12 protein-coding genes are annotated in these 13397 nt (G+C 55.1%); 10 read left to right on the forward strand and 2 right to left on the reverse strand.

Going from position 1 to position 13397, the window contains the following annotated elements; translation table 11 throughout:
• The first annotated feature begins 165 nt into the window (after window positions 1–165).
• The 8 genes from HNR75_RS11695 to nqrM all read left to right on the forward strand — a co-directional run bounded on the left by HNR75_RS11695 (window position 166) and on the right by nqrM (window position 6921).
• Window positions 166–471 carry a PTS sugar transporter subunit IIB gene (locus HNR75_RS11695; protein WP_188027167.1) on the forward strand — a complete coding sequence of 102 codons (306 nt, stop codon included), beginning with the start codon at window positions 166–168 and terminating at the stop codon, window positions 469–471.
• Window positions 472–818: 347 nt separating this feature from the next.
• Entirely contained in the window at window positions 819–2162 is a 1344-nt protein-coding gene (locus tag HNR75_RS11700) for a Na(+)-translocating NADH-quinone reductase subunit A (RefSeq protein WP_188027168.1), read from the forward strand.
• A 3-nt stretch (window positions 2163–2165) separates the two neighbouring features.
• On the forward strand, window positions 2166–3404 hold the full coding sequence (locus HNR75_RS11705) for an NADH:ubiquinone reductase (Na(+)-transporting) subunit B (RefSeq protein ID WP_188027169.1): 1239 nt from the start codon (window positions 2166–2168) through the stop codon (window positions 3402–3404).
• Entirely contained in the window at window positions 3394–4167 is a 774-nt protein-coding gene (locus HNR75_RS11710; protein ID WP_188027170.1) for a Na(+)-translocating NADH-quinone reductase subunit C, read from the forward strand. Before HNR75_RS11705 ends, HNR75_RS11710 begins: the two co-directional genes overlap by 11 nt.
• Entirely contained in the window at window positions 4160–4807 is a 648-nt protein-coding gene (locus HNR75_RS11715; RefSeq protein WP_188027171.1) for an NADH:ubiquinone reductase (Na(+)-transporting) subunit D, read from the forward strand. The genes HNR75_RS11710 and HNR75_RS11715 overlap by 8 nt, the downstream gene beginning before the upstream one ends.
• A 3-nt stretch (window positions 4808–4810) precedes the next feature.
• Window positions 4811–5407 (forward strand): NADH:ubiquinone reductase (Na(+)-transporting) subunit E, encoded by a 597-nt coding sequence (gene nqrE, locus HNR75_RS11720; RefSeq protein ID WP_188027172.1) that lies wholly within the window; start codon window positions 4811–4813, stop codon window positions 5405–5407.
• 10 nt (window positions 5408–5417) lie between these two features.
• The gene (gene nqrF / locus HNR75_RS11725) at window positions 5418–6644 is read left to right on the forward strand and encodes an NADH:ubiquinone reductase (Na(+)-transporting) subunit F (protein WP_188027173.1); all 1227 of its coding nucleotides are present in this window, start codon (window positions 5418–5420) and stop codon (window positions 6642–6644) included.
• Window positions 6645–6705: 61 nt separating this feature from the next.
• On the forward strand, window positions 6706–6921 hold the full coding sequence (gene nqrM / locus HNR75_RS11730; protein ID WP_188027174.1) for a (Na+)-NQR maturation NqrM: 216 nt from the start codon (window positions 6706–6708) through the stop codon (window positions 6919–6921).
• Between the two features lie 12 nt (window positions 6922–6933).
• Here nqrM and HNR75_RS11735 read toward each other — a convergent pair whose 3' ends face one another.
• Together HNR75_RS11735 and prlC are read right to left on the reverse strand one after the other, a co-directional pair.
• On the reverse strand, window positions 6934–7683 hold the full coding sequence (locus tag HNR75_RS11735; protein ID WP_188027175.1) for a class I SAM-dependent methyltransferase: 750 nt from the start codon (window positions 7681–7683) through the stop codon (window positions 6934–6936).
• 102 nt (window positions 7684–7785) lie between these two features.
• Window positions 7786–9825 carry an oligopeptidase A gene (prlC, locus tag HNR75_RS11740; RefSeq protein ID WP_188027176.1) on the reverse strand — a complete coding sequence of 680 codons (2040 nt, stop codon included), beginning with the start codon at window positions 9823–9825 and terminating at the stop codon, window positions 7786–7788.
• Window positions 9826–10012: 187 nt separating this feature from the next.
• Here prlC and HNR75_RS11745 point away from each other — a divergent pair, with 187 nt between their 5' ends.
• Together HNR75_RS11745 and pssA are read left to right on the forward strand one after the other, a co-directional pair.
• Window positions 10013–11806, forward strand: a complete 1794-nt coding sequence (locus tag HNR75_RS11745) for an aminopeptidase P family protein (protein ID WP_188027177.1) — start codon at window positions 10013–10015, stop codon at window positions 11804–11806.
• A gap of 128 nt (window positions 11807–11934) precedes the next feature.
• A complete protein-coding gene (gene pssA / locus HNR75_RS11750; protein ID WP_188027178.1) occupies window positions 11935–13287 on the forward strand; it encodes a CDP-diacylglycerol--serine O-phosphatidyltransferase in 1353 nt (450 codons plus the stop codon).
• Window positions 13288–13397 lie beyond the last annotated feature (110 nt).

A 13397-nucleotide genomic window follows, 5' to 3' on the forward strand; every position in this document is an offset into this window, starting at 1 on the left:
TATCGCTTACTGGATCAAACGCCGGAACCCACTGGCTGGTTATTCATCGTGACACCATATCTTATTTTGCGAAACAGTTCACAGACCATGATGCAGCCTCATGCCACAGTGTAAAAACAATGACTGATCATTTCGTTTGAGACCAGATACAGGAGCCTTCTTTCCATGAAAAAGATTTTTCTCTGCTGTGCCGCCGGCATGTCCACCAGCATGGTCGTCAATAAAATGCGCCAAGCCGCGACACAAAAAGGGATCGAGGTAGAAATCAATGCGGTTGGCATGGAAGAGTTTGAGGCCACCCTGCCTCATTATGACTGCTGTCTGCTCGGGCCTCAGATCCGCTACAAATTTGATGAATTCAAGAAAAAAGCCAGCGAACTGAACAAACCGATCGCCATCATCAACAGCATGGACTACGGCATGATGCGCGGCGACAAGATCCTGGCCGATGCCCTGGCGCTGATGGAGTAAAGAGCAGTCCTTTTTTACCACTGTTTAATCATCATCGATACCTGAGGGCGCAAGCCCTCTTTTTTGTGTGCGCATGACATCACCGACCGTCAGCAAACAAACTGATTTCTCTCAATTTTGTTCTATCATTCCCCGAATTCACACTCCGAGTACTGAAAATAAGAAGCCGGTACGGTGCATGCACTACTATTGTAAAACTTATGTTGGTATCCTCTGCACACAAGCCAGGATGCTAAATTAGTTCATGTCAACGGATCCATCACTTACTGATATCTGCCAATCGGAACACTCCGTTTGCAGGTGAGTAAGTCGTTCTGGTTTTCTCTGTCCATCAACTGGGAAAGACAATGATCACGATAAAAAAAGGATTAGATATTCCTATCAGTGGTGCGCCGGAACAAGTCATCCATGAAGCACCGGCAGTACATCATGTCGCATTGCTCGGTGAAGAGTTTCCGGGGCTGAAACCCACCATGCTGGTGAAAGTGGGCGACCTGGTGAAAAAGGGACAACCCCTTTTTGAAAACAAGAAAAATCCCGGCGTGATCTTCACCGCTCCGGCCGCTGGCCGGGTAACAGAAATCCACCGCGGCCATCAGCGCGTTTTTCAGGCACTGGTCATTGCCCAGAATCCGGAAATCGGGAGCGTCAGTTTTCCGCATTATCCGCAAGATCAGCTGGCACAGCTATCCCGGGAACAGGTACAACAGCAATTACTGGACTCCGGTCTGTGGACGGCATTGCGCACCCGTCCGTACAGCAAATCACCGGTCCCCGGTTCAGAGCCGAAAGCCATTTTTGTCACCGCCATGGATACCAACCCGCTGGCGGCCAGTGCCGAGCTGATCATCGAACAGCAAGCGGCTGCTTTCCTCAATGGTCTGACTGTCTTATCCCGTCTGACCGACGGCAAAGTTTATGTGTGCAAAGGCGAGAACTCCCTGCCCCGCTCACATATCGCTAATATCGAAGAAAAAGTATTCAGTGGCCCGCACCCGGCTGGCTTGCCAGGCACCCATATCCATTTCATTGAACCGGCCTCCGCGAAAAAGACACTCTGGCATATTAACTATCAGGATGTGATCGCCATTGGCCATCTGTTCGTGAGTGGCGAGCTCTATAACGAACGCATCATCAGTCTGGCCGGCCCCGGTGTCAGTAAACCACGCCTGCTGCGTACCCAGCAGGGTGCCTGTATCAGCGAGTTAACCCGCAATGAACTGCAGGCCGGAGAACAACGGCTTATTTCCGGCTCGGTGCTCGGCGGCCACAAGGCGGCGGAAGTACATGATTATCTGGGACGTTTCCATCTGCAGGTTTCCGTCGTGCCGGAAGGCAGAGAGAAAGCGTTCCTGGGCTGGATCATGCCGGGCCGGGAGAAATTCTCGGTGACCCGCAGTTTTCTGGGCCACCTGTCCAATATCCGGAACCTGGTCTTTACCACGGCGAAAAACGGTAGCGACCGGGCAATGGTACCGATTGGCAATTACGAGAAAATCATGCCGCTCGATATCCTGCCGACCCTGCTACTGCGTGATCTGGCCGCCGGTGATACCGACAGCGCGCAACAACTCGGGTGTCTGGAGCTGGATGAAGAAGACCTGGCTTTATGTACCTTCGTTTGCCCGGGCAAAACGGAATACGGTCCTCTGCTGCGTAAATGTCTGACCAAAATTGAACTGGAGGGCTGATTGATGGGCCTTAAGCATCTGCTCGAAAAGTTCGAGCCACATTTTTTACCCGGCGGGCGTCTTGAGCGCTGGTTCCCGCTTTATGAAGCGGCAGCCACTATTTTTTATACCCCCGGGACCGTCACCGGCAAAGCCTCGCATATCCGCGACAACGTCGATCTGAAACGCATCATGATCATGGTCTGGTTTGCCGTATTCCCAGCCATGTTCTGGGGTATGTACAACGTTGGACATCAGACCATTCTGGCACTGGGTGATCTGAGCGCAACCTCACTGGCTCAGCTCATCGACGGCAACTGGCATTACTGGCTGACCACATTGCTGGGCGGTTCCCTGCAGGCAGATGCCGGCATCTGCAGCAAGATACTGCTGGGCGCCAGTTATTTTCTGCCGATCTATATTACTGTTTTTGCTGTCGGCGGGTTCTGGGAAGTCCTGTTCTGTATTGTGCGGAAACATGAAATCAATGAAGGCTTCTTTGTCACCTCCATCCTGTTTGCGCTGATTGTACCGCCGACACTGCCACTTTGGCAGGCCGCACTGGGTATTACGTTCGGCGTGGTCGTCGCGAAAGAGCTGTTCGGCGGCACCGGCAAGAACTTTATGAACCCGGCACTGGCCGGCCGCGCGTTCCTGTTCTTTGCCTATCCGGCACAGATTTCCGGGGACAAGGTCTGGGTACCGGTTGACGGCTATTCCGGTGCCACATCGCTCAGTCAATGGGTTACCGGTGGTCAGCACGCCCTGATCAATAACGCGACGGGGCAGCCGATCCACTGGATAGATGCGTTCCTCGGCAATCTTCCCGGTTCCATTGGCGAAGTCTCAACCCTGATGATCCTGCTCGGTATGGCCGTCATCGTCTACATGGGGATCGCCTCCTGGCGCATTATCGCCGGCGTGATGATCGGCATGGTGGCTACGGCCACGCTGTTTAATGTGATCGGCTCTGATACCAATCACATGTTCTCCATGCCCTGGCACTGGCATCTGGTATTGGGTGGTTTTGCCTTCGGCATGGCCTTTATGGCGACCGATCCGGTATCCGCCTCGTTTACCGATACCGGTAAATGGTGGTATGGCGCACTGATTGGCGTCATGGTGATCCTGATCCGGGTTGTCAATCCAGCCTTCCCGGAAGGCATGATGCTGGCAATTCTGTTTGCCAACCTGTTTGCGCCATTATTCGATTATTTTGTCGCTCAAGCCAATATCAAGCGGAGGATCGCCCGTGGCCAATAAACACGACTCCATTGGCAGAACGTTTGCGGTGGTCGGCGGTCTCTGCCTGATCTGTTCTATTCTGGTCGCCGGCTCCGCTGTGGGTCTGCGTCCCTGGCAGGAAGCAGCCAAGGCCCGTGACCGCCAGTCAAATATTCTGAGCGTGGCTCAGTTGCCGCTGAAAAACATTCGCCAGACCTATCAGCAGCGTATCAACGCCCGGCTGATCGACCTCGCGACCGGCGAGTTTGCTGCCGGTGACGCCGATACCTATGACATGGTCCGGGCAGCCAAAGAGCCGGCCCGCAGCATTGCCATACCGAAAGAAAGCGATGTCGCCGGTATCCGCCGCCGGGCCAAACTGGCCCCGGTGTACTTTGTAAAAAGTGAGCAGGGGCAGACTGAAACCCTGATTCTTCCCGTCTACGGTCAGGGCTTATGGTCCACCATGTACGGTTTTATCGCATTGCAACCCGATGGCAATACCGTTAAAGGCATCACCTTTTATGATCATGGCGAAACCCCCGGTCTGGGCAGCGAGATCCAGAATCCCCGCTGGCAGGCGCTCTGGACGGGCAAGCAGTTCTTCAACGCCGATGGTCAATTCGAGCTGAAAATCATCAAAGGCGCTGCCGATCCGGCAGATCGGCATAAGGTCGATGGCCTGTCCGGTGCCACCCTGACCAGTAACGGTGTCGAGCACCTGTTTGCATACTGGATGGGACAACATGGTTACGGTCTCTTTCTGAGCAAACTGCGTAGCGGAGAATTAAAATATGAATGATCGTAAAGAAGCGAAAAAGGTGCTGCTCAGCCCATTCCTCAGTAACAACCCGATCATGCTTCAGGTTCTGGGGATCTGCTCTGCGCTGGCTGTCACCAGCAAAATGGAGACCGCATTTGTCATGGCGATCGCCGTCACGGTTGTGACGGGGTTTTCGAACCTGTTTATCTCACTGATTCGTCATGTCATCCCTAACAGTGTGCGTATCATTGTGCAGATGACCATCATCGCTTCACTGGTAATTGTGGTGGATCAGCTGCTGAAGGCGTTCTCCTACGAGTTATCCAAGCAGCTTTCCGTGTTTGTCGGCCTGATCATCACCAACTGTATCGTCATGGGACGGGCAGAAGCCTATGCGATGAAGAGCCCGCCGTTGCTGTCATTCCTGGATGGCATTGGCAATGGCATGGGCTATGGCTTCATTCTGCTGCTCGTGGGTACCATCCGTGAAATCATCGGTTCCGGCAGCTGGTTCGGCATCACGCTGTTTGAAACCGTCAATAACGGCGGATGGTACATTCCGAACGGCATGCTGCTGATGCCGCCCAGCGCCTTCTTCCTCATTGGTTTGTTTATCTGGGTGCTGCGGACATTCCGTCCGGAACAACAGGAACCGACTGAACATGGCCACAAGGAGTAAGCCATGGAACATTATCTGAGTTTGTTTGTTAAATCGATTTTCATTGAAAACCTGGCGCTGTCGTTCTTTCTGGGGATGTGTACCTTTCTGGCGGTATCCAAAAAGGTAAAAACAGCGTTGGGCCTCGGAATTGCAGTCATCGTGGTACAGTCGATTGCGGTTCCGGCCAACAATCTGGTGTTTACCTATGTACTGAAAGAGAACGCGCTGGTTCAGGGCATGGACCTCACCTTTCTGGGCTTCATCACCTATATCGGCGTTATCGCGGCGCTGGTTCAAATCCTGGAAATGTTTCTCGATCGCTATGTGCCGTCACTCTACAGTGCACTCGGCATCTTCCTGCCACTGATCACGGTGAACTGCGCCATCTTCGGTGGTGTTTCGTTCATGGTGCAGCGCGAGTATAACTTCGCCGAGTCAGTGATTTATGGTGTGGGCTCCGGTACCGGCTGGGCGCTGGCGATCGTGCTGATGGCCGCGATCCGCGAGAAAATGAAATATTCCGATGTCCCTCCCGGCTTGCGTGGTCTGGGCATTACTTTTATCACTGCCGGACTGATGGCCCTGGGCTTCATGTCTTTTTCCGGTATATCGCTGTAAGGAGCCAGTAATGCAAGAAGTGATTCTGGGCGTGGTCATGTTCACGCTGATTGTACTGGCACTGGTAGTGCTGATCCTGGCGGCCAAATCCAAACTGGTCAGTGCCGGTGATGTCACGATCAGTATCAATGATGAACCGGACAAAAGTATCACCACCGAGGCCGGTGGCAAACTGCTGGGCGCGCTGGCCGCCAATGGCATTTTCATCTCCTCTGCCTGTGGCGGTGGCGGTACCTGCGGTCAGTGCCGCTGTAAAGTGCTCTCCGGCGGTGGCGATGTACTGCCGACGGAGATGAACCACCTGAGCAAGCGCGAGGCGCGCGAAGGTGAACGTCTGGCCTGTCAGGTGACCGTGCGTCAGGATATGGCCATCGAATTGCCGGAAGAGGTCTTCGGCGTCAAAAAATGGGAATGTACCGTTATTTCCAATGACAACGTCGCCACCTTTATCAAAGAGCTGAAGCTGGCCATTCCGGCTGGGGAACATGTCCCGTTCCGCGCCGGCGGCTATATCCAGATTGAGGCAGACCCGCATCATGTCCGTTTCAGCGATTTTGATGTTCCGGAGATGTACCGAGCTGACTGGGATCGGTTCAAACTGTTCGGCCTGGAGTCCAAAGTAGATGAGCCGATTGTCCGCGCCTACTCCATGGCCAACTATCCGGAAGAGAAAGGCATCATTCTGCTGAACGTGCGTATTGCGACGCCACCGCTCAATCAGATGACGTTGCCGCCAGGGAAAATGTCCTCTTACATCTGGTCGCTGAAGCCCGGTGACAAGGTGACGATTTCCGGGCCATTCGGTGAGTTCTTCGCGAAGAAAACCAAGGCGGAAATGGTCTTTATCGGTGGCGGTGCCGGTATGGCGCCAATGCGTTCACATATTTTCGACCAGCTGAAACGTCTGGACTCCGATCGCAAGATCAGTTTTTGGTATGGCGCCCGTTCCGTGCGCGAGATGTTCTATGTCGAGGATTTTGATCAGCTGGCGGCGGCGCATCCGAACTTCACCTGGAATGTCGCGTTAAGCGATCCGCAACCCGAGGATAACTGGACCGGTTACACCGGCTTTATTCATAACGTGCTGTATGAAAACTACCTGCGTGACCACCCGGCACCAGAGGATTGCGAGTTCTATATGTGCGGCCCGCCGGTGATGAATGCCGCCGTCATCAAGATGCTGAAAGACCTGGGTGTCGAAGATGACAACATTCTGCTGGATGATTTCGGCGGTTGATGGTTTCGGCATCGCATAACGAAAAGCCAGCCTCAGGCTGGCTCTTAACAAGGAGCTGTCTATGATGATCTTCTTTGCCACTTTTTCCCTGTTTCTGGTGGTCTTTCTGATTATGGCCGTGGGTTACATTATCCAGCGCAAGCGGATCCATGGTTCATGTGGCGGATTGGATGCGATCGGCATCGAAAAAGAGTGTGATTGCCCGGAACCGTGTGAAAAACGCAAGGCACAGCAGTTGATCACCCGCATTGCTGAACCCGGCGAAAAACAGCCCTAAGCGCAACATCCATCAGCGACTGATGACGTACACGTCGAACCGGTTGCTTTTGGTTTCGATGCTCATACCGGGTTTCATCTCGTTGAGATAACCGGCATAATCCGGACGCTTGACCACCACTCGTTTACCCGCCACCGCTAACGCCGCCGGTAACAGTGCATCCGCATCCAGATCGGCCCCCACCAGCGACTGAAACACCCGCATCTCTTTTTTGACCAAGGCGGATTTCTGCCGGTGCGGAAACATTGGATCGAGATAGACCACATCCGGGGTAAACCCCAGTTGCCGCAGATTCTCCAGCGCGGAACCGGGACGCAGGAACATCCGCTCCCGCATCCAGCTACCAATCTCGCTATCCTGCTGCGCACGGTGTAGCCCGTCCGCCAGCAACGCTGCCACGACCGGATGCCGCTCCAGCATCGTGACCTGACAGCCCAGCGACGCCAGTACAAACGCATCCCGTCCCAGCCCGGCAGTGGCATCCACCACCGTCGGATTGGCACCGGCCTTCAGACCAACCGCCTTGGCGATGGACTGGCCGCGGCCACCACCGAACTTGCGCCGGTGCGCCACCGCGCCTTCAACAAAATCGACAAAAACCGGACCCAGTTTCGGTTCATCCAGTTTCCGCAGTTCCAGATGCTGTTCACCCCAGACCAGCGCAAACGGGGCATCCGCTGTCAGTGGCTGTAAACCGGCAGCCAGCTCGGCGGCCTGTGCCGTACGTTCCGGGACTTCTGCGATAACCTGAATGGGATACATACCCGCTCCTCTGGCCGAGTGATTTCATATCAACATGATGCGCGGCATTGTATAACAAAAAACGGCACCGGAGTGCCGTTCTGATCTGTGTTGCCAGAGCGCTTACTGGATGCCGGAATGACGCAACAGGGCATCAATCTGCGGTTCTCTGCCCCGGAATGCCTTGAACAGGGTCATTGGCTCGTCTGAACCACCTTTTTCCAGGATACATTGCAGGAAATCACGACCGGTCTGCGGGTTGAAGATCCCTTCCTCTTCGAAGCGGGAGAAGGCATCAGCCGACAAGACTTCCGCCCATTTATAGCTGTAGTAACCGGCCGCGTAGCCACCACCAAAAATATGGGAGAAGCTATGCTGGAAGCGGTTAAAGGCCGGCGGCACAATCACCGAAACCTGCTGGCGGACTTCATCCAGGATCTGCTGTACGCGGCCACCCCGTTGCGGGTCATATTCGAGATGCAGGCGGAAATCAAACAGCGCGAACTCCAGCTGACGCACCATCTGCATCGCGGACTGGAAATTCTTCGCGGCCAGCAGTTTATCCAGCTCGCTTTGCGGTAACGGCTCCCCGGTTTCGTAGTGACCAGAGATCACGGCCAGCGCTTCCGGCTCCCAGCACCAGTTTTCCAGGAACTGACTCGGCAGCTCCACCGCATCCCATGGTACCCCACTGATCCCGGCCACACCGGCCACATCAATTTGTGTCAGCATATGATGCAGGCCATGCCCGAATTCATGGAACAGGGTCACGACTTCATCATGGGTAAACAGCGCCGGTTTCCCCTCGACAGGACCGTTGAAATTACAGGTCAGATAGGCCACCGGATGTTGCAGTTGTCCATCCCGGCGATAACGGCGTCCCATGCAGTCGTCCATCCAGGCACCACCACGTTTCTTGGCCCGGGCATACAGGTCAAGGTAGAAGCTGCCGCGCAGTTCACCGTCCGCGTCGACGATGTCATAGAAACGGACATCCGGGTGCCAGGTTTCCACTGCCAGGTGCGGTTTGATGCGGATACCAAACAAGCGTCTGACCACCTCAAACAAGCCCTGCAGCACTTTGTTTTCCGGGAAATAAGGACGCAGCGCCTCGTTCGAAATCGAATATAAATGCTGTTTCAGTTTTTCGCTGTAATAGGCGATATCCCAGGCCGCCAGCGTTTCCACCGCATGCTCCTGCTGCGCGAAGGCCTGAAGCTCCGCCAATTCCCGCTGCGCATGCGGGCGGGAACGAGCCGCCAGATCCGTCAGAAAATCGATCACCTGCTGCGTGGAATGCGCCATTTTGGTGGCCAGCGAACGTTCGGCGTAATTCGCAAAACCCAGCAACTGGGCCAGTTCATGCCGCAGCGCCAGAATTTCTTCAATCAGCGGCGAGTTATCCCACTGACCGGCATTCGGTCCCTGATCGGAGGCGCGGGTAGTAAAGGCGATATACGCTTCTTCACGCAGGGCCCGGTTATCGGCATACATCATCAGTGGCAGGTAGGACGGGATATCCAGCGTAAACACCCAGCCTTCCAGCTCACGGCTCTGCGCCTGCTGTCGGGCCGCCGCCTTGGCCGAATCTGGCAGACCGGCCAGTTCCGCTTCATCGGTGATCTGTTTGCTCCAGGCTTGCGTGGCATCCATCACCTGATTGTTAAACTGGGACGCCAGCTCGGATAACCGGCTGACAATCTGACCGTAACGCTGTTGCTGCTCCGGTGGCAGGGCGATACCGGACAGACGGAAATCACGCAGCGTATGATTGACCTGTTGCTGCTGCGCCTGGCTCAGACGACGGAATTCGTTACTCTCCGCCAGTTGCTGATAGGCCCGGTACAGCCCTTCATGCTGACCGACAAAGGTCTGGTATTCCGACAGTAACGGCAGACAGGCTTCATAGGCAGTGCGCAGCTCGTCGCTGTTCACCACGGAGTTCATATGGCTGACAGGAGACCAGATCCGCGACAGGCGATCATCGCTCTCTTCCAGCGGGGCAATCAGGTTATCCCAGGTGAAGTTTTCCGAAATCCGCAACACATCAGCAATACGCTGTCTGGCATCGCTGATCGCCTGTTGGACGGCAGGCTGGACATGTTCTGGTTTGATCTTGCTGAACGGCGGCAAGCCATCCATGGATAACAGCGGGTTGCTCATCGGCACTTACCTCGGCATACGGCACAGAAACAAAGAGTGATTCTTATTAACATGCGGGCAGATGCTCCATTTATCAAGCCTTACTGGCCAGCATATCTTTATATGAGTTGGCAACTGACAAACATCCCTCATTTTTGACTGTTTTATGATATTCTGCCGGCATTTTTAGCTTCGCGCGGATGCACGCATGTCTATTCAAGCTTCAGTTGCAGAACGTCTGGACGCCGTTCGCCGTTCCATGCAAAAACTCGATATTCAGGCATTTATTGTCCCTCATGAGGATGAACACCTCGGGGAATATACCGCGCCGGCCGATGAACGGCTGGCCTGGATCACCGGCTTTACCGGCTCGGCCGGGGTGGCGGTGATCTTGAAGGATAATGCGGCCTTATTCGTGGATGGGCGCTATACCGTTCAGGCCCGGCAGCAGGTAGCAGAAGAACAGTTTATTTTGCTGCACCTGACGCAGGACCCATTTATTCACTGGTTGCTGCAACAGCTACCGGCTGGCAGCCGGGTCGGTATTGATGCCCGTCTGCACAGTCTGGACTGGTATCGCAAAGCCGCGCAGACACTGGCCACCGCCCAAATCAGCCTGCATCCGCTGGACGAAAATCCGATCGATCTACACTGGACCGAACGTCCGGCCCCGTCATCGGCCCCGGCCCGTCTGTTCGCCGAAGCGATTGCCGGCGAAAGCAGCCAGTCCAAACGTCAGCGCATCGCGGCACAGTTACGGGCGCAATCGGCAGATGCCCTGTTGCTGACACAGAACGAGTCCATCAACTGGCTACTGAATATCCGCGGCAGCGACATCCCGGCACTGCCGGTGGTCAACGCGTTTGCCATCCTGTACAGCAATGCCACGCTGGATCTGTTCATTGAGCCCAGCCGGCTGGACAGTCAGTTCAGCACCCATGTTGGCAATGATGTTTCCGTTTACCCGTCCTGCAAGCTGAGTGATGTGCTGCAACGTCTGGGTGAAGATGCCCTTAGCGTCTGGCTTGACAGCGCCACCACCAATGCGGCCTGTGCCCTGCAATTGCAGCAGCACGGTGCCCAGTTGCTGGATCAGCCGGACCCGACGCTGCTGGCCAAGGCCTGCAAGAACGAAACCGAAATTGCCGGCATGTGTGAAGCGCACCGTAAAGATGCGCTTGCGATGTGCCACTTCCTGGCCTGGCTGGATCAGTCTGTCGGCGATGGACTGCAAAGCGATGAAGCGCAACTGGCCGAGAAGCTGGAAAGTTTCCGTCAGCAGCAACCGGGGTATCTGGAGCCGAGTTTTGCGACCATCTCCGCGCTGGGTCCGAATGCAGCCTTGCCACACTACAATTTCCGTAACACCACGCCGCGTCCTTTCGGTCTGGATGGGATCTATCTGGTCGACTCCGGTGGTCATTATGATGAAGGGACGACCGACATTACCCGTACCGTTCAGGTGGGCGAAGTCAGCGACGAAGTCCGCCTGTTATTTACCCTGGTGATGAAAGGCCATATCGCGCTGAGCCGGGCGCCCTTTCCAAAAGGCACCTGTGGCATGCAACTGGATGTGCTGGCGCGTCTGCCATTATGGCAGGCCGGCTTCAACTATGATCACGGTACCGGACATGGTGTCGGCCATGTGCTGAGTGTGCACGAAGGGCCACAACGCATTTCGCCGAAAGGCAGCATGACACCGCTGGAACCGGGCATGGTCATTTCGAACGAGCCCGGCTATTACCGCGAAGGGGCCTTTGGCATGCGCTGTGAAAACCTGGTGGTAGTCGAACCGGCAGCACAGATCGGTGAAACCGAACGCTACACCTTCCGCAACCTCACCCTGGTGCCGTTCGATAAACGTCTGTTACTGCCGGAACTGCTGACTGCTGAGGAAAAGCAGTGGTGGAATGACTATCACCGTGACGTGTTCCTGAACCTGGCGCCTTCCCTGCAGGGGAAAGAACTGCTGTGGCTGGAACACGCCACTGCGGCGATCTGATGCTGTTACCGATGACTTCCCTTAACACGGCGCAGGCAGCCGGCCGGCAAACTGGTAGTCGGCGCCTGCGATTGTTACAATCTGATTTATTTACCGTGTTAATTAGCAAGCTAGCCACAAGGAATACCATGCTGTATTCAGCCTATTTCCGCCGTCAGCTGGAAAAATTACCGCTGCTACCCGTAGATAGCGATGCCATGCAGATCCTGCATCAGGCCAGCCAGTTTAAACAACGGATCCTGGAGCTGATTGCCCGGGCCGAGCGCCGGATTTATCTGGTCGCACTCTATCTGCAGGACGATGAAGCCGGCCGCGAAATCATGCAGGCGCTGTATGACGCCAAGCAGGCCCGTCCGCAACTGGATATCAAGGTGTTTGTCGATTTTCACCGTGCCCAGCGCGGTCTGATTGGCAAAGGCGCCCAGTCCGGCAACCATGAGATGTATCAGGAATTCGCGACCCGTTACCCGTCCTGTGATATTCCGTTTTACGGGGTACCGGTAAAACGTCGTGAATGGCTGGGCGTGCTGCATCTGAAAGGTTTTCTGTTCGATAACACCCTGCTCTATTCCGGCGCCAGTCTGAATAACGTGTATCTGCAGCAGCTGGAACGCTATCGTTTCGACCGTTACCACCAGCTCCAGAATGCCGATCTGGCTGACAGCTTTGCCCGTTTTATCCTGCGCCATTTCGTGAACGACACCGCCGTGCCGCGGCTGGATAAACCGGTCATTCCGGGTATCGGACAAATCAAAGCGGAACAGCGCCGTTTCCTCCGCCGTCTGCAGGCCGGACGTTATGAGTTTGAGGAGAGCGTGATCGGCCCTCGTCAGTTTGGCGTCACACCACTGGTGGGTCTGGGCAAGCGCGGCAATCGTCTGAACCGGACGGTGCGCGATCTGATCCGCAGTGCCGAACGCGAAATCTTTATCTGTACGCCGTATTTCAATCCGCCCCGCGTGTTATCCCGGGATATTGACGGACTGCTGAAGCGCAAAGTAAAAGTGACCATCGTCGTCGGTGATAAGACCGCGAACGACTTTTATATTCCGCCCAGCGAGCCGTTCAAAACGGTTGGCGCCCTGCCTTATCTGTATGAGATCAATCTGCGCCGCTTTGCCAGCCGTTACCAGCATTTCATCGAGAACGGGCAGCTGAATATCATGCTGTGGCAGCATGAACAGCACTCCTATCATCTGAAAGGGATTTTTGTGGATGACCAGCTAAGTCTGCTCACCGGCAGCAACCTGAATCCGCGTGCCTGGGCACTGGATCTGGAAAATGGCATGTTACTGCGTGATCCGCACCGCCTGCTGTGTGACCGCTTCCAGGCGGAAAAGGAAAATATTCTGCAACATACCCACCGCCTGACTCACTTCAGTGAACTGGAACAGTTGCAGGATTACCCGGACGCGGTGAAACGCCTGCTGACCCGGATCCAGCGTTTCAAGGCGCATATCCTGCTGAAGCAGATCCTGTAATTCTTGTGATGACATGTCGGTGCCCGGTGCCATCTGCCGGGACACCGGCCGAATTGCCCAGCCCGAAAACCCAAACATACGACCTTTTGCACAAAGCGCTCAATTAATCG

This window comes from Tolumonas osonensis, from assembly GCF_014202415.1.
GTDB classification, from domain to species: Bacteria; Pseudomonadota; Gammaproteobacteria; order Enterobacterales; family Aeromonadaceae; genus Tolumonas; species Tolumonas osonensis.